The sequence below is a fragment of the Mesorhizobium sp. WSM4884 genome (genome assembly GCF_029625675.1).
GTDB lineage: Bacteria > Pseudomonadota > Alphaproteobacteria > Rhizobiales > Rhizobiaceae > Mesorhizobium.
In genome coordinates this window covers 37783-61552 of the sequence record NZ_JARTVO010000016.1, presented here as the reverse complement: position 1 = coordinate 61552, position 23770 = coordinate 37783, and the positions used below count along the sequence as shown (strand labels likewise).

The following is a 23770-nucleotide window of genomic DNA, read 5'->3' as shown; positions in this document are numbered from 1 at the left end:
TCGCCCTTGGGAAGACGACGTGCATGAAAACAAACCTAGGGCTGCAGATGCTTCATGAAGTAGATCGAGGCTCGTGGTTTGCCGAACGGATCGACGAAGTGATGCGGCACGACACCGACTTCCCGCCAGTTCATGCGCCGATAGAGCCGCTCGCTTGCTCCGCCCTCGGCGGTGTCGAGAAGGAGCAGGGAGCGCTTTCTCTTCCTTGCCTCGTCTTCGATGAATGCCATCAGCGCCGAACCGATCCCTTGCCGCTGGAAGCCCCGGTGCACGAGAAGCTTGTAGACTTCCGCCCGGTGCAGGGCGTTCGGTTCCGGCGACAGATAGAGCTGGACGGTGCCGACCAGCTTGTCATCGACATAGGCGCAGATGAGCAGGCGGTCCCCATCCGCCAGGGAGCCGAAGAGACCCTGCCAATAAGCCTGCGCCTGCTCGGCGCCGAACGGCAGTACGAAGCCGACCAGCGCGCCGTCCTCGATGGTCTGCATCAAGATCTCGGCAAGAGCGCCGAGTTGAGCCGTTGCCTCGGTCTCGTCGATCACCGCGATGCGCATGCGCTGCCCCTTTTAGGCACGACAATTAATGGGCTTTGAGCGTTTCGTGAAGGCGGAAGTCGCAGCGCCGGCCGGCCGCAGCCGCCTCGTCCTCGTCTCGGCGCTCGGCATCACGCAGATCCTCGCCTGGGGATCGTCCTACTATCTGCCCGCCGTGCTCGCCGCGCCGATCGCCGCCGATACCGGCTGGTCGCTGGCCTCGGTCGTTGCCGGACTCTCCTGCGGGCTCTTGTTGGCCGGACTGGTATCGTCCGTCACCGGGCGGCTGATCCAGCGCCATGGCGGCCGGCCGGTGCTCGCCGCGAGCTCGATGCTTTTGGCCGCCGCTCACCTGCTGATGGCGGCGGCCAACGCCTATCCGCTCTACCTGCTTGCCTGGCTGCTTATGGGATTAGGCATGTCGAGCGGCCTTTACGATGCCGGCTTCGCCACGCTCGGCCGCCTCTATGGACAAGGGGCGCGTGGCGCGATCACCAACCTGACGCTTTTCGGCGGCTTTGCCAGCACTGTTTGCTGGCCGCTCAGCGCCTTCCTCGTCGAGCATGAAGGCTGGCGCATCGCCTGCCTCTGCTATGCCGCGATCCATCTTTTGATCTGCCTTCCGCTTCACCTCTTGGTGATCCCGCCGCCACCGGCTGTGGCACCCGCGCCGGCAAGAAGCGAGGGCGGACAGGCGCATGCCGCGGGCCGGGCGAGGACACGCTTCATCCTCCTTGCCTCGATCCAGACGGTATCGGCGCTGATCGCGTCGATGCTCTCCGTCCACCTCCTCACCCTCCTGCAGCTGCGCGGCGTCAGCCTGGCGGTCGCCGTCGGCCTGGGCGCCCTGGTCGGCCCGTCTCAGGTCGGCGCGCGCGTGGCCGAAATGCTGATCGGCCGCAATCGGCACCATCCGATCTGGACGATGCTGACATCGGTATCGCTGCTGGCCGCCGGGGTCTGGTTGCTCTTTACAAGCCAGACCTTCATCGCGCTGGCGCTGATCCTCTATGGCGCCGGCAATGGCATCCATACGATCGCTCGCGGTGCCCTGCCGCTGGTGCTGTTCGACCCGCAACAATACGCGGCGCTCATGGGCAGGCTCGCAACGCCCAGTCTTATCGTCCAGGCGGCGGCGCCCTCAGTCGGGGCTCTCCTCTTGGGCGCGGGCGGCGGGACGCTGCTCCTGAAAGTCCTCGCGATCGCCGCGCTGATCAATGTCGGGCTTTGCGCCCGGCTGGTATCCGTCGTGCGTCGGTGACCCCTATTTGTCCACCGCCAGCGTCTCGTTGAGCACGGCAGCCAAATGCAGGCCGCCGAGCGCGAGCTGCTGGATGGCGACCGGCGAGAATTTGTCGAAATAGGCCTGGTCGAGGATCACCGCATGCGGGTTGTCCGACTTGATCGACGTGCCCTTGGGCAGCGCGCGATAGGCGTCCTCGGCAATTCCATGGCACGCTGCCAGCCATTTCTCCGGCGTCTGGTCGGCTGCCGGCATCGGCGCGAGATTTGGGATGACATCGGTCTCGAGGTCGAGCGAAACCTTGCCCCAGTCATAGTATTTGAACAGAATCAGGCTCGAATCCCACACCGCGTGGAGGGTGGTGAGGTCGCGATAGGTAGAGCCGTCCGGCTTCGGCCGCGAGACGTTGAAGGTCACCGTCAGCGTATTGCCGCCCTGGTCGCCCTGGTCGCTGTCCAGCCGCTCGACGCAATGCAGCGGCTGCGACAGGTCGCCGACCAGATGGATGACGAAGGCGAGCGCCTTCCCGCGCTCCTCGTCGCTCTTCTTCGGATCGGCGAGGATCTTCTCCTGCGCCGGCAGCGCCTTCATCAGGCAGGTGCCGAACGTCGCATCGTCCTTGCAGTCGCGCGCCGGGTAGTAGGCTGTGGTGCCGGCGCTCGCGTCGCCCGGCTTCGACGCCAGCGGGATGTCGACGAAATGCCAGTTCGACGTCTCCTTGTGGTTCTCGGCGCGATAATCGTCGGCCCAGCTCGCGACCGAGGCCAGCGAGACGGTCGCCGGCGGCTTGAGCTTGAGATGCGAACGCAAGAGCTGTTCGACCACGTCATAGGCGCCCGGGCTCAGCCTGTGCTGCGCGATCTCGGCGATCACCGCATGGCCTTCCTGGCCCCAGGCCAGCGCCTGGCCGCACATCGTCACGCTCAACGACATTGCCGTGGCCCAGCAAACCGCCGCCGTCTTCCAGTTCATCGCCTTGCCTCCTCAACAAGGTTCCGTTCTGGAAAGTACAATCGAGGCGCGTGTCACAAACAAGCGGTTTTCCAAACGACGCTCTCGTGCGAAGACATGCGCGAGATCAAGCGTATGCAGCGGATCTGAAAGATCGCGACGGGCTTTATAGCCCTTTCCGCGCCTGGATGGCCCGCGCCGCCTGTTCGATCGCGGCGCGGTCGTTGCCCAGCCTGTCGAGCAATTCCTGCGCCTCTCCGCTGCTGATTCCGGTACGCATCGCAAGCGACTCGACCGTCAGCACATCCGCGCTGTCGACCTCGCGCGTTTCGGGCAGCGCATCGTCCGCCGTGAGCGGCAGGGCGGCCTCGCGGTCGATCTCCATCTCGGCCTGATGCCAGTGCCGCTCGTGGTCGCCATGGATGCCGCCTTCGCGCTGCCAGATCTCGTAGGCGCGCTGCCTGATCTTCTCGATCCGATCGTCGTCCATCGCTGTTTCCTCCGTGCGTCGTCCTCAACGCAGGGCGAGGCGGAACGATCCGCGGTATTCGAGAAGTGATCGGCTGGCCGGCGGGTTGGTGGCGTATCGGTCAGGACCCGTATATCGCCACCGGCTTGCCGAACATGCCGGGTTCCGGTTTCACGCCCAGTCCCGGCCGTTGCGGCACGGCGATGTGCCCGTCGCGGATGACGACCGGGTTTTTCGCGTCGAAATGCCCCTTGATGTACTCCTGTGCGATCCAGGCGCCTTCCATTCGGCGCGGCTCCACAGTCGCCGCGAGATGCACGCAGGCCGCCGCGATGATGTCGCCGCCCCAGGCATCGTCGCAGCTGTGCGGCAGCGAGCGGATGGCGCACAGGTCGCGCACCGTCGTCATCTTGGTTAGCCCGCCGAGGCGCGTCACCTTGAAGCCGAAGCCGTCCGCGATACCGAGCGAGATTGCCCGCAGCACCGCGTTTTGGTCCTCGGTGCTTTCGTCGAGATAGACCGGATGCGTGATGCGACCTTTGAGCGTCGCGATCTCGTCCATGGTGTTGCAGGGCTGCTCGAACACGAAGGGGATAACCTGACAGAGCCGGTCGAGATGCATGGCGGCCGCGACCGTCAGGCCCCTGTTGCCGTCGACCGCCAGCCGCGCCTTGTAGCCGACCGCTTCCCAGACCTTGTGGACGACGGCGACGTCCTCTTCCAGGTCGCGCCCGCCGATCTTGACCTGCAGGCGCGGATAGCCGGCCTTCACCTTGTCGGCCGCTATCCTGGCCGTCTCCTCCGGAGGACCGACGATCAGCGAGTAATAGGCCGGTACGCGGTCGGTGAGCGCACCGCCGAGCAGCGTCGAGACCGGCACGCCGAGCTTCTGGCCAAGCAGGTCGAGAAAGGCCATGTCGAAGGCGGCCTTGGCATAGCCGTGCCCGTTGAGCTGCTCGTCCATCTGTTTGGCCAGCAGCCTGATCGAGGCGATTTCCGCGCCGATCAGCCCCGGAGCGATTTCGGCGATCGCGGCGCGGGCGCCCAGCGCATGGTGCGGCTGGTAGACCGGGCCGATCGGGCAGGTCTCGCCCCAACCGACCAGCCCGTCATCCGTCACGATCTCGACCAGCGTCGAGTCCAGCGCCTCGACATCGGCGCTGGCCATCCGGTAGGCGCCGCCTTTGACCGGCAGCTGCGCCGTATAGATGTTGATCCGGTCGATGCGCATCACATCCGCGCCCTGGCCGACGTCGGATCGTAAGGCGAATCCGCGATCACCTCGGCGATCTTCCGTTCCCCCAGGATCGCGACGTCGAGCTTCGTGCCGGGTTTGGAAAAACGCTCCGGCAAGAGGGCCAGCGCCACGTCATGCCCGAGCGCATAGCCGTATCCGCCCGACGTGATGCGCCCGACCAGCGCGCCATCGATGTACAGACCCTCGGAGGCGAGCGCGCTCGCGCCGTCGGTTTCGATCTTGAGCGTCACCGACCGGCGCTGGTCATTCCTCGCCTTGTATTCCAACACCGCATCGCGCCCGACGAAGTCGCCCTTGTCGAGGCGGATGAAGCGGTCGAGTCCGCTCTCCAGCGCATTGAGCTCCGGGTTCATGTCGCGGTACATCGCACGGTAGGATTTCTCCAGCCTGAGCGACTCCAGCGCATGCAGCCCGACGAGGCGGATGCCGTGCTTCTCGCCTTCCTTCAGGATCGCTTCCAGCAACTGCCGCTGGTAGGGCAGCGGATGGTAGAGCTCCCATCCTAGCTCGCCTTCACAGTTCACGCGCAACAGCCGCACGTCGCTGGCCAGGGCGACGCTGCCGGTCTTGACGCCGAACCATGGGAACTTTTCGTTCGACAGATCGATCTCGGTCAGCGGCTGCAGCACGTCGCGCGCGTTCGGCCCGACGACGGTGAAGCAGCCGCGCTCGTTGGTGACGTTCTTCAAGGACACGCTGCCGTCGGCAGGCAGAAGTCTCGAGAGATCATCGAAATTCCAGCGCTCCGCCCGCGGCGTCGAGACCAGGTAGAAGCTCTCTTCGCCGAGGCGCGCAACCATGTATTCCGCCTGCACGCCGCCGCCGGCGGTGAGGTGATGCGCCAACGCCACCTTGCCGACCGCGGGCAGGCGATTGGCCAGGATCCTGTCCAGCCAGGCGTCGGCGTTCGGCCCCGACACTTCGAACTTGGTCATCGGCGTCATCTCGACCAGGCCGACGGCGTTGCGCACCGCCAGCACTTCCTCGGCGACGAAGTTCCCTTTGGGTGTCCAGCGCCAGCTGTACTGGTCCTTGGCCTCGACGCCTTTGGGCGCGAACCAGTTGGGCATTTCCCAGCCGTTGAGCACGCCCCAAACGGCGCCGAGCTCGGTCAGCCGGTCATAGGACGGCGCGGTCTTCTGCGGGCGGGCCGCGGGCATGTCCTGCCCAGGATATTTCTGCTCGGCATGCGTTCCCCAGGCCTCGCGGACCTTCTCGCGCGTCCAGGCCTTGTTGGCGTAGTCGCCGAAGCGGCGCGGGTCGAGATCGGACGTGTCGAGGCTGTTGCCGCCCTCGACGATCCGCTCCGACAGATAATAGCCGATCGTGCCGCCCCACAGGATGCCGCCCGGCACGCCTTCGGCCAGCCAGACATTGGGCAGGCCCCAGGCCGGTCCCATCAGCGGCAGCTCGTCCGCCGTCATCTGGAAGGGGCCACGCACATTGGCTTTGATGCCGACGCGTCCCAGCGCCGGCACCAACTGCAGCGCCTGCTCCCAGTTCCACGATACCGCCTCGAAATCTTCTTCGACGAGATCGGCGCCGAACCAGGCCGGAACGCCGTCCTCGGCGAAGAGTTTGAGGTTCGCGGTGCGCTCATAGGGCCCGAACATCAGGCCGTCGCCTTCTTCGCGCAGATAGCCCTCGAAACCTTCGTCGCGCAGGATAGGCATTTCGGGACGTCCCTGCCGTTTCCGCTCCACGATCTCCGGCACGGCCTCGGTGACCCAGTACTGGTGCAGGATCGGGATCGCCGGGATGTCGAGGCCGAGCAGGGCGCCGGTCTGGCGCGCGTAATTGCCGGTGGCGCAGATCACATGCTCGCAGGTAATGTCGCCCTGGCTCGTCTGGACGAGCCATTCGCCGCCGGGCGTTCGGCTGAAGCCGGTCACCTCGGTATTCAAGTAGACCTTGGCACCCAGATCCCGCGCGCCTTTGGCCATGGCATGCGTCACGTCGGCCGGGGCGATGTGGCCGTCATCGGGGTGATAGAGCGCGCCGAGCATATGGTCGTTGTGGAGCAGCTGGCAGAGCTCCCTGGCCTCGGCCGGCGTCAGCAAGTGCGCCCGCATGCCCTGGACGTCGGCGACGCTCATATAGCTCTTGAACTCGTCGAGCCGGTCCCTGGAATTGGCGATGCGCAACTGGCCGCATTTGTGCCAGCCGACCGACTGCCCGGTTTCGGCCTCCAGCCCTTCATAGATCTCGATGGTCTTCTTGATCATCCGCCCGACATTGATGTTGCGGGCATAGGAGGGGATCAGGCCTGCGGCGTGCCAGGTCGAGCCGGCCGTCAGCTGGGTGCGCTCGAGCAGCGCCACGTCGGTCCAGCCGCGCTTTGCCAGGCCATAGAGGATGCCGGCGCCGACGCAGCCGCCGCCGACAATCACCACTCTCGCATGTGCTTGCATCGAACCACCGATTCCAGACCGTTTTCAAAAGCGCGCTGCCGAAGCTACAGGCGGCGCAGGGCCGTGTAACGTTCTGAAAAACTAGGGATTGTGATAAATTTGGCTTATGCAGCGGTCCGCCTGGGCAGGCTGGCAATTGGTCCGCATTCTCACTGCGCTTGCCCGTCCTGCGCGGTCTCCTCCTTGAACTCGACCTTCGTGCCTGGCTTAACCATGGCGGCGAGGTCTTCGGCGTCCCAGTTGGTCAGCCGGATGCAGCCATGCGAGTAGGTCGTGCCGATCTTGCCGGGATCGGGCGAGCCGTGGATGCCGTAGCTTTCGATCGAGAGGTCGATCCAGACCGATCCAACCGGGTTGTTCGGCCCCTTGGCGATGGTGAAGGGCCGCTTGGTTCTGACGCCCTTGAAGGCGAATTTCGGATCGTAGCGATAGGTCGGATTGTGCACCACGCGCTTGACTTCCGCGGCGCCGGTCGGCGCCGGCTTCTCCTCGCTGCCGATCGAGGCGGGGTAGACGGCGAGCGGCCTGCCTGATGGATCGAGCACGCGCACCAGCCGGGTGCCCTTGTCGACCTCGACGCTTGCAATGGCCGCGGGAGGACCGCCGCGGCCGACATCGGGCACCACCAGGGTCGTGTCGGCCTTCCTGAAGCCGGTTTTGGGATTGAGTATCCGCAGCAATTGTTCGCTGACGTGGAAACGCTCCGCTAGCCTCTCCCGCGCGTTGCGATAGCCGAGGCGTCTGAGGTGCGCCATTCGCTCCATGCGCGCCGGGATACGCCTGGTGAAGGGGCCGCGCACATCCTTGGCCGTGACCTCGTAACTTGTCAGCACCGGGCCGGCGAAAGTGGCCGTCAGTCTGTCCCATGTCGCCCGCGTGAGCTTGCCGTCGGAGGGCAATCCGTTCGCCGCCTGGAAGGCCGCGACGGCCTTGGCAAAATTGTCGGAAAGCCGGCCGTCGATCAAACCGGGGGAGAAGCGGGCGCGATCGAGAAGGATCTGCGCCTTGACCAGCATAGGGTCGACGTCTTTCGGCTCGCTGTCACTGAATTGCGCTTGATTGACCGCGTCGAGGTTCAGCCTGGCCGCCTGCGTCCCGCCGCATGCAAGGGCAAGCGCTACCGCGACGACTGGAAGGAACCTGACCATCAACGTCACTCCGGGACCGCGCCAAATACCTGTCTCTATGACGCGGGACGGCTGATCCGGTTCCTGTCGGCTCGCGCGAAGATCATCGCGAACGTGCATTCTTGGCCATAGGCGGTTGAATTTTAACTGGAAGCAGTTCCCAAGAACGCAAATTGCTGTCATGCTTATATAAGGGCCTATGCATTTTCTGATTCCATGGCCCCCTGTCCTGGTGACCGACGGCTCCCCAACGCCCCCCGCCCATGCCGTCGGTTGCCCATTCGTAACCCAGGACCTGCAGAGTCAGTCGGCCAACCCGCCAGTTGGACGAGGCGGCGCCGGTCGCCGCCTCAGTCACATCAAGGATGCTTCGACCGGGCTTTTCCTGTTGCGGGAGGAATTGCTCCATCCTCGATAAGGATGTCCTTCCTGCGGGCAAAGGCAGCGAAGACACCTCTGGCCGTTTCTGCATCGATGTCTCCGGCCAGCGCGGCCTTGCAGGCGCGGATCGCCGCCTTCTGCTCGGGGCTGTTGCCACACCAGTCGATGACAAATTGATAGGCGTCCGCGACGGTGTTCAATTGACGCGGGAACCCCAGTCCGACCAAGATGCGGATGGGCTTTTCGAATGGTTCGGCGAACATTGCGAAACCGCCTCGTTCCGCGACGAACCTACGCAACCACTCCGCCGCCGCGACTGCCCCTGCCGGCGGCCATCCAAGGCAAGGTGACGCTCACATCCTCGTGGATTTTGACCGACTTTGCGAAGCCGCAAAACGCGTCTCTGGCGGCTGTCAGCGGATAGCTGCCGTCGAATGCCCGCTGGCAGGCACGCAAGGCCGTCTCATAGATGGTGCCGCGTCTGTTCCTGGGCCATTCGTAGAGAAATTCCAGGGCGTCCTCGAGGCACGCGATTTCCTGGATGAGGCCGTTCCCGCTCTTCACGAAGACAGGGCCGTCAAACATCCGATCGTTCATAGGATCCTCCAAGTCGAACGAACAATTTGAGTTTGGGATGGGCCTGAACCGACAGCGGTCCGCGCCCGTCTGCGATATGGGATTGTGGTTTTGGACGGTCAAGATCGGGGTGCGTGGCAGACCGAGATCAACAGCGAAGTTGGACCGAGAAGCTCCACTTAAAGCGCGTCGCGCTGAAGCGGATTCGGGCGACGCGTTTTAAATTTTTGTTTTATGCATGTCGTTCCGCAAAACCGCTGCACACTTTTGCCCGACATGCATTAGGACCGCGACTTGCTTGAAAGCGCCTTTGCTTCGCGAACGAGCGAACCCCAGTTCAAGCCCAGGAAAGAAATGAGCTCCAAAGCCTGCGCTTCGGTAATGCCGATCTCCCGGACGAGCCGTTGAACAATGGTTTCCTGTGACGGGTTTTCAGATTTGAGCGCCATGGGCAGTCCCCTGTTGGCGCGCAACGTTCAACCAGCGGATTTGTTCCGACAATCCAGCGGCCCGGACCGCAGCCTCGCCAACGGAGGCCTCATCGACTGGAATTGAGCTTCCGGATACGTCCCTTATCCAGACGGAACACCCCATCCGAGCCGCCCTGGCTCTCGAAATCGGTCTGAAGCTCGTCCCATGTGCCGAGATATTTGCCGCACTCGGCGCAATGGATCAGGGTTGTGGGTTGGGCATCGGCCGGAATCTGCAAGCGGATGACCCCGCAAAACGGGCATTCCAATTTGTGGTTCAGGTACTCGCCAGCCATGTGGCGCAGCATCGCGCAATCGGCATATCCCCGCAAGCCTAGGAAACCTTGCCGAGGAAAGCTTTTGATAATGGCGCTCCTGCGATCACCGCTGACAAGGCCTGGCAAGCTTGCGGGGGTCGCGGCTATCGTTGCCTGATCTAAGCCGGGAAGCCGGGCAACCTACCGCCCGCGGTCCTTATCCGAAACCTGTTTGGAAATGATGGGCAGTCCCGGGCGCACCAAACGCTCAGTGCGGCGCAGCAGTTCGTAGGAGCGGTTTATCGCGTCCCTGCTGCCTTGGATGAGTTGATGTTGGAAAATCTCGCGCGCGGGGCGTGGGGGAATCTTGACTTTGAGCACGGCATCCTCCCGTTCACAGACGGGAGCGCGTACGTCGTCTCTCAGCCGCCAATGGTGTCCAGTGGATGGTTACCGGCGATGAACCTAAGCTAGTGCCCTCCAGCTTTCCGTCAAGTTATCGAAGGCCCGTCTATTTGACGGCGCCAGACCTGGCTGACTGCGAATGGCTGCGAGCTGCTGCGAAAGTGCCCTGGATTGGTCGACATAAGCACTCGCTGGCCCCTGATGCGGCTGTTTTCGAACCGCAGGGCTATCGCCTGTTCGATGAAGAGCCTCAGCCAGACCCGATCTCCGAAAACAGCCAGTCGCGAAAGGCCTTGACCTTACGCTGGCGGATCGCCTCCGGCGGGTAGACGAGATAGAAGCTGGAGACGGCCTTCAGCGCATGGTCGAAAGGCCGGACCAGCCTGCCGGTGGCGAGGTCGGCCGAAACGAGCATGGTGCGGCCGAGCACCACGCCTTCGCCCTGCACGGCGGATTCCACCGCGAAGGTGGCTGAATCGAAGGTGAGCCCGCTGTTCGGGTCGATGCCCTCGACGCCGGCGCTGGCCAGCCACGCCGCCCAGTCGATCCGGTAGCCGTCGCGGATCAGCGTGTGGTGCTTGAGGTCCTGCGGAGTCCTCAAGGGATGCGGCCCCTGCAAGAGCTTCGGGCTGCAGACCGGGAACACCTCCTCGCCGGTGAGGAATTCCGACGTCAACCCATGATAGTTCCCAGCGCCGTAGCGGATGGCGACATCGATGCCGTCGCCGCGGAAATTGGTGAGCCTGCCGGTGGTTGAAACCCGCACGTCGATGTCGCCATGCGCGCGGTGGAAACGGTAGAGCCTGGGCACCAGCCATTTTCCGGCAAAGCCGTCGGAGGTGCTGACGTTCAGGGTCGAGTTCGAAAGGCGCGAGGTCGCCGTCTCCGTGGCGACCGAGAGCTGGTCGAGCGCCTCGCGCACCGCCCGCGCATAGGGCTCGCCGACGGCGGTCAGCCGCACCGAGCGCGTCGCGCGCTCGAAGAGCTGCACGCCGAGCTGGTCCTCCAGATGTTTCACCGCGCGGCTGATGGCGCCATGCGTGAGGTTGAGCTCGTCCGCCGCCCTGGAGAAATTCAGGTGGCGGGCGGCGGCCTCGAAGGCCGGCAATGCATTCAGCGGCGGCAGTCCGCGAGCCATGGCGCGAAAATCGATCTGTGAGCGTTGGTAACAAATACTTGCCAAATTTTGGTTTGTCCATCGCACATTTTCCAGCCAGAAATCCTCACATAATTTGTGAATAAAGCTCACCCAACCAGCAAACGTCATGAGGACACCATGGCTACCGTTCACCCCTTCCTCTGGTTCCACCTCAATGCCAAAGAGGCACGCGACTTCTACCTGTCGGTCTTCCGGAACGGCCGGGCGCTGGATGCGATCGAGTTCACCGACTTCGTCGGCGGCACCAACGGGACGGTGCCGCACGCAATCTTCGACTTCGAACTCGAAGGGCAGCGCCTCACCGCGCTCAATGCCGGCGGGGTGCCGCCCTTCAATGAGAGGATCTCGCTCTACATCGAAACCAGCGACCAGGCCGAGACCGACTATTACTGGAACGCGCTGACGGCGGGGGGCGGGTCGGAAAAGCCCTGCGGCTGGCTGCAGGACAAGTTCGGCGTCTACTGGCAGGTCATCCCGGAGCCGGCGCTGCGGCTGATGAGCGACCCGGACCGCGAGAAGGCCGACCGGGCGCGGCAAGCGATGTACAAGATGGGCAGGATCATCCTCGCCGATATCGAAGCGGCCCACGCCGGCCGCGCCTAGTTCAAACCTCATAGCTTAAACACGGAGGCCTCCATGGCTGCGCTCCCCATGACTTCACTCGATGGAAAGAAAATCATTGTCGTCGGAGGCAGCTCCGGCATCGGCTTCGGCGTGGCGGCGGCCGCGCTGGAAAGCGGCGCGGAGGTGGCGATAGTCGGCCGCTCGGCGGAGAAGCTGAAGCCCGCGGAAGAGAGGCTCGCCGGGGCAGGGCGCGTGACGGGCATTGCCGCCGACATGGCCAACGAGGCGGATGTCGCCCGCCTGTTCGACGAAGTTGGCGCCTTCGATCATCTGGTGGCGACCGCCGGCACGCCGCCGCCCAATTATCCGATCGGCGAAGCCGACATGGCGTTCGTGCGCCAGTTCGTCGACGGCAAGCTGATCGGCGCGGTCATGCTCGCCAAGCACGCGGTGCGTACGCTGAGGAAGGGTGGCTCCATGACTTTCACCTCCGGCATCAACAAGGACCGGCCGCCCGTCCCTGGCGGCTCGGTCGTCTCGGCGATCGCCGGCTCCTTCAGCTATTTCGCCCGCGCGCTGGCGCTGGAACTCGCCCCGACGCGCGTCAACATCGTCTCGCCCGGCTGGGTGGATACCGAGATGTGGGACGAGATCGTCGGCGCGGCCAAGGCCGGCTATTTCGACCAGATGGGCGCCCGCATTCCGGCGGGAAGGATCGCGACGCCCGCCGACGTGGCGCCCGCCTATCTCTATCTGATGCAGAACGCGTTCATGACCGGCGAGACGATCCACATCGACGGCGGGCAGCGGCTGGTCTGAGCGGGCGTGCTTGGACCTTGCCGGGCTTTCGGACCAATGGCATTTTCAGCGGAACGCCAATATACATGACGTTCGATAAGCAGCGCCTCCGCATACGAGGAATGCCATGCGAAGGTTCGTCTTCACGGCCATGTGCATTGCCGCCGCCACAGGCGCCAATGCCCATGACTGGTACGAAAACAAGGTTGACCCGGTGACGAAGTTCAAGTGCTGCGGCGGTCATGACTGCCGCGCCATACCACAGTCTTCGGTTCAGTCCAGGGTCGACGGAGGCTACGTCTATCTGCCCGATGGTTTCAACATCCCGCGAGATCGGGTGCAGGAATCGCCGGACGGCCAATACCATATCTGCGAGAATAACTACGTCATAACCAACCAGCCCTATTTACGCTGCTTTTTCGCGCCCCGCGTCGAGATTTCTCGACTGCTCCCGCGTTGAGAGGATACCGCGGCGTCTCAGCAAGATCCGGGATCGGCAAGGCGCGCGCGACCGCGGCGAACCCGCACGCGTGGCTTGCTGCCACGGGTCGCCGAGCAAGACGGCAGCTTGCGCGCAAAGTCCATTTGACCAGTCTTCCCGGCTGACGATCAAGCCACGCGGACCTGGCAGGTGTCCAGCACGGCCCTCATTGCAGATATGGCCCTGTTTCGCCATTATGCCCCGGGGGCGGGCGGTCATGATATCCTTAAATCCATTTGCAAGAGGAGGCTAGCTGCGTTCCGTGTCGCGGCCGATCCGGCGCGAGTTGCCAAACGCCATTCGGCGAAAATTCGAGGCATCGAGAGCGCGCTCCAATCGACGTGGCCACCCGGCGACGTTCATCGGCATCACGGGAAGTTCGGGCAAGACAACCACCGCCAGCCTGCTGGGACACGTGCTCGAGGCATATGCGCCAACCACCACCCAAGCGATCTACAACACCGCGGTTGACATCGCGCCGGCGGTGGCATCCGCATCCCGAAACAGCGAGTTCGTCGTTCTGGAAATCGGCGCTTCGAAAAAGGGATCGGTGGCTCGATCCGCTCGTTTGATAGAACCCGATGTCGCGATCGTCACCATCGTCGATCGGGAACACTATAGTGTGTTTCGCAGCCTCGAAGCGGTGGCCGACGAAAAGGGCTGGCTGGTGAATGCGGTCCGACCCGGAGGCTTTGCGCTTCTCAACGCGGATGACGAACACGTGCTCGCCATGCGTCGCCGCACGCGCGAGCGCATCGTTACCTATGGCCGGGACGAGGGCGCCGACTTCCGCGTCCTGTCAGCCGAGTTCTCCTTCCCAGGTCCGTTGCGCGTTCGCATCGCCTGGAAGGGCAATGAGGAGACCATCGTTTCTCCCCTTCCGGGGAAGCACTTTTGGCTCGCGGTCACGGCTGCTTTTGCGGCGGCCGTCGAACTCGGTGTTTCGCCCGAACGGATCAAGGAACGGATAGCCGGCTTTGGTGGGGTTCCCAATCGCTGCGAGATCATGGAGGTGCCTCACGGCCCCACCTTCATCGTCGATGCAGCCAAGGCGCCCTTTGGGACGATAGACCTCGCCTTCGATGTTATGAGCGACGCCACCGACAGACGCCGCAAAGTCGTCATCGGGCAGATCTCCGACTATGCGGGAAATCCTTATTCCAAATACACGAAGGCCTATCAACGGGCGCGGGCGGTTGCCGACGAGGTCATCGCGGTGGGAGACAATGCACATAAGGTTCGCGCCACGGAAGACGACATCGCGTCGGGACGGTTCCACCGATTCCGCGACGTCCACGAGGTCTACGCCTACTTCAAGAAAACGGCTGTCGAAGGCGACCTCATCCTTTTGAAAAGTTCGAGCAGCCTGCATCTGGAGAGAGTTGCGCTTGCCTGGACCAGCGATGTCAAATGCTGGGAAAAGCGATGTGGTTTCACCATCGGCTGTGTAAGTTGCGGACTCTATACACACCCTTTTCACGAACATGGCCGAATTCGGCGTCGTGAGAAACGCCGTCGGCGCAGGGAAAAGATCAGGCGCCTGGTCGCGGCGCCTTTCAGGCTGTTCCGGGGTATGAACCCGCCATAATCAGGCGTCTTTAAAGGTTGGCCGGGTCGTCCGCGGCCATCTGCGTTTTTACAGTCTCCGGCGCGTTGGCCGCACGCGCTCGGCGATACCAAAGCGACCGCAGGAATTTCCTCGCCTGCAGGAAATTCCCCCATACGGACCGAACCACAATCCTCTTGCTTCTCAGGTCGCTCCGTTCACTTTCCAGAATAGACCCACCGAGCTGGAGGCTTACTTCGTCGACCAGATTGGGAGAAGTCGACCACACGCGGATGGAAAACTCCCACGGATGGGAAAAGTCCTCATCGATAGGCCTGAACAAATGACGGCGACGAAGAAGCGATTGAGCCGCCTGCCTGTTGATCAGATAGGCTACCGCGCCCGAGGCCGGGTACTTGTATCCGACCAGATGCGTGGCCCCGATTTTAATCGACTCGACAACTTTCTTATGATTGAAATCGAAGAACTTTACGATGCTCCAAATGCCTCGGTGAGAAATGGCATCGTTTATCGCCTGGATGAATTGATCGTCATTGCGGATTTTGAAATCGTCCTCAAAAATCAACGCAAAATCCATCTCTTTGCGCATCACTTCTTGCCAGATCTTCCGGTGCCCGAGATAGACGGAAATCTCGCCCCTCGTAAGCGAGCGCTTGTGGAGGGTCCAATTCAGCAGGCGTGAGTATGCGCGATCGATCTCGGCACTGTTTTGATCGACGCCCTGGACGAAATCGAAGGAAAGGCCGACGCGGCCTAGTTCGTTGGCGGCGTGCATCCTGCGGGCTCCGCCCGCCGGCTCCACAGTCAGGACGAACATGCCCAGCTTCGGAAATTCGATTGCTCGAGAGGAAGAGCTATCCATGGTCTTTGGCCGCCGACGCCTTCAGTGCCCTTAGCCTTTTCCTCGCGGAAGAGGCATAGAGCGAGCGGGGAATTTCGCGAATTTTGTCAAGCAGCGATCCGAATTTGTATGCGCCTGTCGTCTCTCCGAATTTCTGATGGGCATAGATTTTTCCCGGCCCGGTATATTTCCGGCCGAGGAAGTGTTCCGGGATAAGGGTGTGAGAAGGCCAGATGACAATCTCGGGGCGGAGTTCTTCTATGAGCTCGGCAACAAAAAGATTGCCTGTTTGACGCCAAGGATGATCAAGCTGCTGCGGCGGTATTTTCGACAGGCGGTCGATGATTTCCTTCAGGAAAGGATGGTTTGGCGCTGACGCCACGATGGGGGCAACCAGTTGCCCCCTTAGAAACTCGTTCTCATAGACGGTGTAGAGTTCGCCTTCATCGTCGAACAGATCATCGATGGGGTTGACGCAAATACTGTCTGCGCCGGCGATATAGCCGCCATGCTTGTACAGTATTTCGTAGCGCAGCAAATCGGCGGCACCGGCATACCATCCCCGCTTCATGTACTCGTTGATCTGAGGCGCGGTCCTGAACTCTCCGCCATTCAGGAAATCATTGTCGTAAAGCGTGTAGTTCCAGCCGGGATGCCTGTCGATCCACGTCCGCATCCACTCTGTCGGAGCGACCTTGGGCCCAATCCAGATGTGACCGAGATTCCTGGGTATATTCATGGGACAATGCTCGCCGTCTGACCTGCGCTTTTGCAGGTGTGAGATGCCCCTATTTTGCCAAGCACGATCCTTTCATTCGCGGCGGTGCGGCTGCGATCGGCAGGTTTGTGCCAAAGGGGCAGCGCCTCCGCCGCTCTGGCGCCGGGTCGCCGGATGATACCCCTGTCATGCAGGCGGAAGACGGAAGTTCGCATCCTGCGTGCCCCACTCGACAAATGTTTCGTCAAAGCCCCAAGCCACACGTGCATCGGCTTTCCAGCTCGCGCGACTGCAACCGTTTATGCGCTGCCAAATGAATGAGCGATAGTCCGACAGTCGATGCGAGGGAAGGCGCACGAAAAACGCCACAACCTTCGCCAAATCGAAAAATTGTATTGCATCGCGCCAAAAAACGGCACGATCCGCCACCACAAGCATTTGCTTTGACACTGCCCGCATTAAATCCCCGGTAGATCAATATTGCCGACAGCGGCTGCAGTCAACCGAGGAGCCGGAACCGGCGCCAAGGCCAGCCTGTTTTGGCTCTCGGCAGCGATGGGGTGTGTGAAACAGTGAACCGCGATAGCCGTCAATCGAGCGATTGCCCGTAAGCTGCTGAAATCCTTAACGCGATTTTCATGCCACTCATTTAGCCACTTGGCATTATGAGCCATCTCGATCAGCCTGTTTCAGGTTCCGCCCTTCAAGGGCAAGGCGATTCCGTGGAAGCAGGGATCCTGCGGGATCAGTTCGCCGATCTCAGGACGGGGCTCTTCATTTCGATGCCCATCGGCACGGTGCTGTCGGCCCTGATCCTGGCCGTGCTGATGCTCTCGGGCGTCGGCCTTGCGGCACTGCTGTGGTTCGCGGCCGTCAGCGTCATAAATGGCGCCCGCATTGGGCTTGCCCTCGCCCAGGCGGACGTTCCCGATGGTAGGCCCGTTGGCGGGTTGAAGCCGGTCGCCGCCCGGCTTTCGCTTTACGGGCTGTTGGCTCTGGCATCCGGCATCGCGTGGTCTTTTCTGGCCGTGCTGTCGGACGGGTACACCACGTCCCAGTCGCCGCTCTATCTGATCGTTCTTGCGGGTCTGTCGGCCGGTTCGGTCACCTATGGAGCATCATACGCGCCGGCTTCGATCAACTTCATGACGCTGCCGCTGCTGGTCAGCGCTGCGTGCGTGCTGGCGAAAGGCAATATCGAGAATTACGTCCTCGGTTTCACCATCCTGCTTTTTCTCGCGGGCATGATCAGAAGCTCGCTACTCGGGCAGGCCCGCTTCCGGGAGACGAGCCGCCTCAAATACGAGGCGAGGGCGTTCGCCGCCCGGATGGAACAAAACTCCAGGCGGGATCCGCTGACAAATTTGCTCAACAGGTATGGGCTGGAGCAGGCTATCTCCCAACTGGGGCGTTCCGACGGTCCGTTCGTGGCCATGCTGATCGACCTCGACGGCTTCAAATCGGTCAACGACACCTATGGTCACAATATCGGGGACGACCTTTTGGTCAGGGTCGCTCGCAGGATCGAGAACCATGCCCCGCCGGAGGCAACGATTGCGCGCATCGGCGGCGACGAGTTCGTGCTGCTCTTTCCCGCCTCGATGTCACGGCATTCGGCCGACGGACTTGCATCAGCGATCATCGCTGCCATCGCGGATCCGGATCCGGTGTTGAATTCGGTGCGCGTCGGCGCATCGATCGGCATCTATGTGTCGGAGAAACCGCAATTGACGGAGATGCTGCTGCGAGCGGATTTCGCGCTTTATGCGGCCAAGCGCGCCGGCAGGAACGAATACTGCCTCTTCGATGTCGAGCTCGACCACGGGCTCGAACGCAAGCAGTGCATCGAGCGCGACCTGCGCGGAGCCATCGAAGCGGGCACGCTTTGCTCATGGTTCCAGCCCATCGTGCGGCTGGATACCCACGCAGTGGTCGGCTTCGAAGCGCTGCTGCGGTGGCAGCACCCGCTTCATGGGGCCATTGCCCCGCCCGAGATCGTCACCGCGGCGCGCGAAACCGGCCTGCTATCCCTGTTGACGGAGACGGTGTTTCTCAATTGCTGCGCCATGATCGAGGAGCTGGCGAGCAAGGGGCGCCGGGATGTGCGCGTCGCGATGAATCTTTCGCCGCGCGAACTCGAGGCAGGCAACGTCGACGATATGATACTCGACGGCCTCCAGGCAAGGAATGTTCCCGCGGCGATGCTCGAGCTGGAGATCACGGAAGAGGCGCCCATGGATCGCGACAGGGTCGACGAAAAGCTGGAGCGCCTGGCGGACGCGGGCATATCGATCGTGCTCGACGATTTCGGCACCGGCTTCTCGACCCTGGTTTCGTTGAAGGACAGCCGGATCCGCAAGATCAAGATCGACAAGGACTTCGTTCGCGATCTGGCCAGGTCCGTGGAAGATCAGGCTCTGGTCAAGGCCGTCATCGATCTCGGGCGAACGCTGGGCATAGAGGTGATGGCGGAGGGGGTCGAAACGGACGCCGATCGCCTGATCCTGCGCTCGCTCGATTGCACAATCGTGCAGGGCTTCCTCTTCTCGGCAGCACTGCCCATGCATGACGCACTTGCCTTCGAACCAAGGCATTTCGACGACTCGGCCAAAGCCTCCTTCGATCCCGCGGGACTCCCGTCGCGCCGAACCGGCAGCGCTGCCTGAGCGGCGAGCGTCGCGATGGCCAACGGCCTTCGATCCGACTGCAACTGCTCAACCACGACGCCGAGGCGGGTCGATGACGGTCCTCATCGCCCGGAAGAGCTGCCGCCGGCTCGGATATCAGGCCGGCAGCCCGAGCTGCTTTCGCAGGCTCTTGTCGAATGCGGACGCGGGCACGAAACGGCGCAGGAGACTGACCTGGCGCGCCGTTTTTCCCGCCGCATAGCGCCGCCTCGGAATGGGATCGGTCGCGGCCGCCAAGACGGTGTTGGCGACCACTTCGGGCGCATCGCCTTTTTCGATCGCTTTCCGCACGGCTGTGGTCATGCCGGCGCGCGCGGCGTCATAGATATCGAGCAACCGGTCCGGCTTGGCGAGATTGTCTTCGAAGGAGGTGCGGGTATAGGCCGGCTCGACCAAAACGACGCGAATTCCGAATGGCCGCAGTTCGTGGTCAAGCGATTCGGAATAGCCTTCAACGGCGTGCTTGGTCGACGAATAGAGGGCGAAATAGGGAGCCGGGATGAACCCCTGCACCGAGCTCAAGTTCACGATTCTGCCCTTTCCTTGCCGTCGCATGGTCGGCAGCACCGCGTTGGTCATCCGGATGACGCCGAAGACATTCACGTCGAACAAAGCCCGAGCCTGCGCGGTCGAGGATTCCTCCGCGCCGCCAAGCAGGCCCATGCCGGCATTGTTGACGAGCAAGTCGATGCGCCCCGCCTCGGCCAGCACCTCGTCGACCAGCTTCGCCACGGACGCGTCGTCGGTCACATCGCAGGTCAGCATGGTGACGCCGTCGGATTTCTTGGAGACTGCGCGACGGCTGGTTCCGAATACACGAAAACCCGCGTTCTGCAGGGCCTTGGCCGTCACGTGCCCGATGCCGGAGGATGCCCCAGTGACGATGGCGACGCCAGGACTGGTCTTGTTCATGGAGGTCACTTTCTTTGGTTTGGTTCGATTGGAGAAGCAGGAAGTCCGGACCGAAAGCGTCAGCCGGAAGCAGCTCGGCCGCTCACGCCGTGTCCGTTCCAGCGGCGAAACAGGGCGCTGGCGTTCACGCCCCCGAAGCCGAAACCGTTGGCGATCGCGTAGTCCATGTCCATCGGTCGGGCGCGGTTGGCCACGAAGTCTATCCCGTCGCCTGCCGGATCGGGGGCGCTCAGATTGAGGGTCGGCGGCGCCACCTGATCCCTGAGCGCCAGGATCGTGAAGATCGCGCCAAGCCCGCCGGCGGCCCCGAGCAGGTGTCCGGTCGCCGACTTCGTTCCGCTGACGGCTATCGAGAAATCCGCGCCGAAGACGCTTTTGATCGCTTCGATTTCGCCCAGGTCGCCCACCGGCGTGGAGGTCGCGTGCGCGTTGAGGTGGCTGATCTCACGTGGTGAGATGCCGGCTTGGGCGATCGCGATTTCCATGGCACGGCGCGCGCCGTCCCCGTCCTCGGGGCCGGACGTGACATGATGCGCATCCGCCGTGGTGCCGTAGCCGACGACCTCGGCGAGCGGTTTGGCGCCGCGCGCCAGCGCATGGTTCAATTCCTCGATGACCAGGATGCCGGCGCCTTCGCCCATGACGAAGCCGTCCCGCGAGACGTCGAACGGACGGGAGGCCTGATCGGGACGGTGATTGTAAGAGGTTGAAAGCGAGCGTGCCGCGGCAAAGCCGCCCAGACTGACGACGTTCATGCATGCTTCGGTGCCGCCGCACACGGCGATATCGGCTTCATCGGCGCGGATGATGCGGGCCGCATCGCCGATCGCCTGGATGCCGGCGGCGCACGCCGTCACCGGTGCGCCGATGTGGCCTTTGAAGCCGTGGCGGATCGAGATGTGGCCCGCCGCGAGGTTCACCAGGAAAGACGGCACCGTGAAGGGCGAAAGACGCCGAACGCCGCGCTGGTCGACTGTCCGCACCGCCTCGGTTATGGCAGGGAACCCGCCGACGCCTGATGCAATGATCGTCGCGGTACGGATCCGTTCATCTTCCGAGGCCGGCTTCCATCTCGCCTGGGCAAGCGCCTCTTCCGCCGCCGCCAGCGCGAAGAGAATGAAGCGGTCGATCTTGCGCTGATCCTTCGGAGCCAGGAAGGCAGTCGCATCGAGGCCCGCTTCGGGGTCTTCCTCCAGGGAGGGAACCACGCCGCCGATCTTGGCGGGCAAATCTGCCACCACATCGTCCGCAAGCCTGCGGATGCCGGAGCGGCCGGCCAGGAGGCGCGACCACGAAGTCTCGACGTCCGCGGCCAGGGGCGTGACCGCGCCCATGCCTGTTACGACTATCCGTCGCATCTATGCTCCTATCAATCTGAAGCGCCGGCCCGGCGCCGTTCAAGCGGCGACGGTGTCGCGCACCTGTTCGGTCGCCGCATCCAGAAAGCCCTGAGCGAGAACGGGTTCGTTGACGACGCGCGACAACATCAGCGCACCGACCATCGTCGAGAGAACGGCCATGGCCTTGCCATTGGACGCCTCGCCGCCGGACGCAGCAATCAAACGGCCGATGATTTCGAGATACCCCTTGATGCCGGCTTCGAACGACGCTTTCACCTCGTTACCTTGCCTCGCGGCATCCGAGCCGAGCGCCACGACCGGGCAACCGTCCATCCTTTCTTCGCGATGCTCCATGCTGAGGTAGAACGCGATCACCGCTCCAAGCGGATCATTTGGATTCGCCGCGCTCGCCGCCGCCCATCGGTCGGCGGCGCTCTCCATCGCCCGTCTGGACGCCTGTGCGGCCAAATCCTCCTTCGACGCGAACTGCTTGTAGAAGGCGCCCTGGGTCAGCCCGGCACCCTTCATCAGATCCTTGAGGCCGATTCCGTCGAAGCCGTGCTCCCGAAAAAGCCGGCTGGCCACGTCGATCACGGTTTGCCGGTTCTGCTCAGCCTGAATGCGGCTCACGCGCATCATCGATCTCCATATTTAGATTGCGTACTAAATCTATATCTCAATTAGAGACCGAACGCAATCTATCAAGAGGGGTGCGAAATGGGCGGCTCGCCATGTGATCGGTGCGGCGGCTCGCCGCGGACTGAAAGCCTCTCCTTTTTTAGATTTCATTCGACATCTATGTGGTATAGAGTTCGTTCGAAATCTAACAAGAGGAGACACGAAAGATGATCCGCAGAACCCTGGGCGCATCGCTTCTGGCCTCGCTGTTGGTGGCAACGCCGGCCCTTGCCGAGGAAACCCACGTCGGACGCCCCATCGAAGCAGGCAGCCTCGACGAGGGACGCCTCGACATGGTGGTCTATTACGCTCCGGTCGAAGGCGACCTCCTGGAGGTCACCGCCACCTTCGCGCCGAAGGGCGGCGGCGATCCGCAGCGCGTCGTCATGGGCCTCGCCGACCGCGACTCCGTGGCCTTCTCCATGCCGGGCTACCGGGGCTCGCTCTACACGTTCTCGAGGTCCGGCGAGAAGGTGACCGTCTCGACCGCGGCCGACACGCATCCGCGCGCCGACGTGCTACCGGACTGACCCTGATCCGTGTCCGGCATCAGCCCCGATGCCGCAGCGCCTGGACGATCGCCGATGGGCGCCGGGCGCATCATCCCCATGAGCCGGCACGACAGCCGGCAGAAACTCGCCCGCGAGTTCGGCGCGACCGACAGCGCGCCGGGAACAAAGCGCGCCGCCGCTGGTTGAGAACGGTCAGCAATCGAGCGGCGGCCGCGCTTTGCGAGTCGACCCGAAGGCGCCGGCTGCCGTGGGCGGGGAAAGCGGCGGAAAGATCACGCCATGCCAGGAGCAGCGAAACTTGCGGAACTTGTCGAGCGGCGCGAACCGCTCACCCTCCGCTTCGAGGACGACGGCCTCGTGCCCAATCATCCGCGCTGGCCGATGATCGTCTACCCTGGGGCCGTGACGCTGCCGGACGATGTCAATCCGGCGGCCGTCTTCGAGGGTCTCTTCAGCACGAATGGCTGGGGCGACGGCTGGCGGAACGGCATCTATGACTACGTCCATTACCATTCTCGCATCCACGAAGTGCTGGGCATCGCGCGCGGCAACGCCAAGGTGCGCTTCGGCGGCGAGAGGGGTGAGGTGCTGACGGTCAAGGCCGGCGACGTGGCGATCCTGCCGGCCGGCACCGGCCACCACCGCCTGTCTTCATCGGCCGATTTGCTCGTCGTCGGCGCCTATCCGCCCTTCGGCACCTATGATCTGTGCACGCGCGCCGAGCAGCATGCCGAGGCGCTGCGCACGATTCCCAATGTCGGCCGTCCGGAGAAGGACCCGGTCTATGGCAGCGAAGGCCCGCTGCTTGCGGCATGGAGCGAAGGCTGACGGGATTGGCACGGATCGTCGCCATCGAGCACCCTGAAATGCACAAGACTCTGAAAATGACCGGCAATGGCCGCTGGCGTATCGCAAGCTCTCTGGTCGATGGAAGATCTTTGCGGGAAGATGGACGCCGTAGCGCCGAAGCCGGGCAAGCGCGGACCATTTAAGAAGCGCGTCACCAAGAGTGGGAACGATAGCTGTCCCTGGGTGTTGGGATAGTGATCCCGACGGTTGTTCGTCGTAAACCCATCGGGAAAGGTCGAGAGCCGAGGGATGCCGCGAGAGGCGCTTCTTCGGCTTTCCCTGTATTGGGGAGAGCGACCGTGAAACGCAAGCCGCCTGTTGTCATCGGCAATCGAAGAGTCCGCCAGCAAGTGGCGAAATATTTCCGTTCGCATCCGTTTTTCCGCGTGCCCACCGATTGGCCGAAGAAGATAACGGTACTCCTGAAGCGCTTGCGCTGACACTACCCAGCCGCGCGCTGACTAAAGCGCGTCGCGAGGTTTCAGATTCGCTCCAAGCGCTTTAGGTTTTTGGATTTTGAGCATGTCCTTGCCCCGAAACCGGTTCCCACTTTCGGGAGACATGCTTTAGAAAACAGTATCGG

27 protein-coding genes are annotated in these 23770 nt (G+C 62.9%); 10 read left to right on the top strand and 17 right to left on the bottom strand.

Annotated elements, in window-relative coordinates; all coding sequences use genetic code 11:
* Positions 1–35: 35 nt before the first annotated feature.
* Complete coding sequence (locus P9236_RS22695; RefSeq protein ID WP_278076802.1) at positions 36–554, bottom strand: GNAT family N-acetyltransferase; 519 nt, start codon at positions 552–554, stop codon at positions 36–38.
* Between the two features lie 46 nt (positions 555–600).
* Here P9236_RS22695 and P9236_RS22690 point away from each other — a divergent pair, with 46 nt between their 5' ends.
* Positions 601–1794 (top strand): MFS transporter, encoded by a 1194-nt coding sequence (locus P9236_RS22690; RefSeq protein WP_278076801.1) that lies wholly within the window; start codon positions 601–603, stop codon positions 1792–1794.
* Positions 1795–1797: 3 nt separating this feature from the next.
* Here P9236_RS22690 and P9236_RS22685 read toward each other — a convergent pair whose 3' ends face one another.
* The 11 genes from P9236_RS22685 to P9236_RS22635 all read right to left on the bottom strand — a co-directional run bounded on the left by P9236_RS22685 (position 1798) and on the right by P9236_RS22635 (position 11219).
* Positions 1798–2748 carry a S1/P1 nuclease gene (locus P9236_RS22685; protein ID WP_278076799.1) on the bottom strand — a complete coding sequence of 317 codons (951 nt, stop codon included), beginning with the start codon at positions 2746–2748 and terminating at the stop codon, positions 1798–1800.
* Positions 2749–2893: 145 nt separating this feature from the next.
* A complete protein-coding gene (locus P9236_RS22680) occupies positions 2894–3217 on the bottom strand; it encodes a DUF2934 domain-containing protein (protein ID WP_278076798.1) in 324 nt (107 codons plus the stop codon).
* 100 nt (positions 3218–3317) lie between these two features.
* Positions 3318–4427 carry a mandelate racemase/muconate lactonizing enzyme family protein gene (locus P9236_RS22675; protein WP_278076797.1) on the bottom strand — a complete coding sequence of 370 codons (1110 nt, stop codon included), beginning with the start codon at positions 4425–4427 and terminating at the stop codon, positions 3318–3320.
* Positions 4427–6865: an FAD-dependent oxidoreductase gene (locus tag P9236_RS22670; protein ID WP_278076796.1), complete on the bottom strand. Its 2439-nt coding sequence runs from the start codon at positions 6863–6865 to the stop codon at positions 4427–4429. Before P9236_RS22670 ends, P9236_RS22675 begins: the two co-directional genes overlap by 1 nt.
* A 149-nt stretch (positions 6866–7014) precedes the next feature.
* The gene (locus tag P9236_RS22665; RefSeq protein ID WP_278076794.1) at positions 7015–8013 is read right to left on the bottom strand and encodes a L,D-transpeptidase; all 999 of its coding nucleotides are present in this window, start codon (positions 8011–8013) and stop codon (positions 7015–7017) included.
* A 338-nt stretch (positions 8014–8351) separates the two neighbouring features.
* A complete protein-coding gene (locus P9236_RS22660; protein ID WP_278076793.1) occupies positions 8352–8636 on the bottom strand; it encodes a DUF982 domain-containing protein in 285 nt (94 codons plus the stop codon).
* Between the two features lie 28 nt (positions 8637–8664).
* A complete protein-coding gene (locus P9236_RS22655) occupies positions 8665–8970 on the bottom strand; it encodes a DUF982 domain-containing protein (protein WP_278076792.1) in 306 nt (101 codons plus the stop codon).
* A 260-nt stretch (positions 8971–9230) separates the two neighbouring features.
* Entirely contained in the window at positions 9231–9398 is a 168-nt protein-coding gene (locus P9236_RS22650) for a hypothetical protein (protein ID WP_278076791.1), read from the bottom strand.
* Between the two features lie 89 nt (positions 9399–9487).
* Positions 9488–9727, bottom strand: coding sequence for a hypothetical protein (locus P9236_RS22645; RefSeq protein WP_278076789.1), 240 nt, complete (start codon positions 9725–9727; stop codon positions 9488–9490).
* Positions 9728–9877: 150 nt separating this feature from the next.
* Positions 9878–10057, bottom strand: a complete 180-nt coding sequence (locus P9236_RS22640) for a hypothetical protein (RefSeq protein WP_278076788.1) — start codon at positions 10055–10057, stop codon at positions 9878–9880.
* Positions 10058–10331: 274 nt separating this feature from the next.
* A complete protein-coding gene (locus tag P9236_RS22635; protein WP_278076787.1) occupies positions 10332–11219 on the bottom strand; it encodes a transcriptional regulator GcvA in 888 nt (295 codons plus the stop codon).
* A 138-nt stretch (positions 11220–11357) separates the two neighbouring features.
* Here P9236_RS22635 and P9236_RS22630 point away from each other — a divergent pair, with 138 nt between their 5' ends.
* The 4 genes from P9236_RS22630 to P9236_RS22615 all read left to right on the top strand — a co-directional run bounded on the left by P9236_RS22630 (position 11358) and on the right by P9236_RS22615 (position 14671).
* The gene (locus P9236_RS22630) at positions 11358–11843 is read left to right on the top strand and encodes a VOC family protein (protein ID WP_278076785.1); all 486 of its coding nucleotides are present in this window, start codon (positions 11358–11360) and stop codon (positions 11841–11843) included.
* Positions 11844–11876: 33 nt separating this feature from the next.
* Positions 11877–12623 (top strand): SDR family oxidoreductase, encoded by a 747-nt coding sequence (locus P9236_RS22625; RefSeq protein WP_278076784.1) that lies wholly within the window; start codon positions 11877–11879, stop codon positions 12621–12623.
* A gap of 106 nt (positions 12624–12729) precedes the next feature.
* Positions 12730–13062, top strand: a complete 333-nt coding sequence (locus tag P9236_RS22620; protein WP_278076783.1) for a hypothetical protein — start codon at positions 12730–12732, stop codon at positions 13060–13062.
* 283 nt (positions 13063–13345) lie between these two features.
* Positions 13346–14671 carry a Mur ligase family protein gene (locus tag P9236_RS22615; RefSeq protein ID WP_278076781.1) on the top strand — a complete coding sequence of 442 codons (1326 nt, stop codon included), beginning with the start codon at positions 13346–13348 and terminating at the stop codon, positions 14669–14671.
* A 10-nt stretch (positions 14672–14681) separates the two neighbouring features.
* Here P9236_RS22615 and P9236_RS22610 read toward each other — a convergent pair whose 3' ends face one another.
* Positions 14682–15467: a glycosyltransferase family 25 protein gene (locus tag P9236_RS22610; protein ID WP_278076780.1), complete on the bottom strand. Its 786-nt coding sequence runs from the start codon at positions 15465–15467 to the stop codon at positions 14682–14684.
* Positions 15468–15504: 37 nt separating this feature from the next.
* Positions 15505–16167 (bottom strand): glycosyltransferase, encoded by a 663-nt coding sequence (locus P9236_RS22605; RefSeq protein WP_278076779.1) that lies wholly within the window; start codon positions 16165–16167, stop codon positions 15505–15507.
* 764 nt (positions 16168–16931) lie between these two features.
* On the opposite strand from P9236_RS22605, the gene P9236_RS22600 reads away from it, so the two are divergent.
* A complete protein-coding gene (locus P9236_RS22600) occupies positions 16932–18875 on the top strand; it encodes a GGDEF domain-containing phosphodiesterase (protein WP_278076778.1) in 1944 nt (647 codons plus the stop codon).
* Positions 18876–18992: 117 nt separating this feature from the next.
* On the opposite strand, the gene P9236_RS22595 is transcribed toward P9236_RS22600, so the two are convergent.
* From P9236_RS22595 to P9236_RS22585, 3 genes are read right to left on the bottom strand one after another with little or no spacing between them, the layout of a single operon-like run.
* Positions 18993–19808 carry an oxidoreductase gene (locus P9236_RS22595; protein WP_278076777.1) on the bottom strand — a complete coding sequence of 272 codons (816 nt, stop codon included), beginning with the start codon at positions 19806–19808 and terminating at the stop codon, positions 18993–18995.
* A gap of 59 nt (positions 19809–19867) precedes the next feature.
* Entirely contained in the window at positions 19868–21166 is a 1299-nt protein-coding gene (gene fabF, locus P9236_RS22590) for a beta-ketoacyl-ACP synthase II (protein WP_278076775.1), read from the bottom strand.
* Between the two features lie 39 nt (positions 21167–21205).
* A complete protein-coding gene (locus P9236_RS22585) occupies positions 21206–21784 on the bottom strand; it encodes a TetR/AcrR family transcriptional regulator (RefSeq protein ID WP_278076883.1) in 579 nt (192 codons plus the stop codon).
* A gap of 209 nt (positions 21785–21993) precedes the next feature.
* On the opposite strand from P9236_RS22585, the gene P9236_RS22580 reads away from it, so the two are divergent.
* From P9236_RS22580 to P9236_RS22565, 4 genes are all read left to right on the top strand, one after another.
* Positions 21994–22356 (top strand): hypothetical protein, encoded by a 363-nt coding sequence (locus tag P9236_RS22580; RefSeq protein WP_278076774.1) that lies wholly within the window; start codon positions 21994–21996, stop codon positions 22354–22356.
* A gap of 9 nt (positions 22357–22365) precedes the next feature.
* The gene (locus tag P9236_RS22575) at positions 22366–22524 is read left to right on the top strand and encodes a hypothetical protein (RefSeq protein ID WP_278076773.1); all 159 of its coding nucleotides are present in this window, start codon (positions 22366–22368) and stop codon (positions 22522–22524) included.
* A gap of 93 nt (positions 22525–22617) precedes the next feature.
* Positions 22618–23166, top strand: a complete 549-nt coding sequence (locus P9236_RS22570) for a cupin (RefSeq protein ID WP_278076772.1) — start codon at positions 22618–22620, stop codon at positions 23164–23166.
* A gap of 320 nt (positions 23167–23486) precedes the next feature.
* Positions 23487–23627: a hypothetical protein gene (locus P9236_RS22565; RefSeq protein WP_278076771.1), complete on the top strand. Its 141-nt coding sequence runs from the start codon at positions 23487–23489 to the stop codon at positions 23625–23627.
* Positions 23628–23770 lie beyond the last annotated feature (143 nt).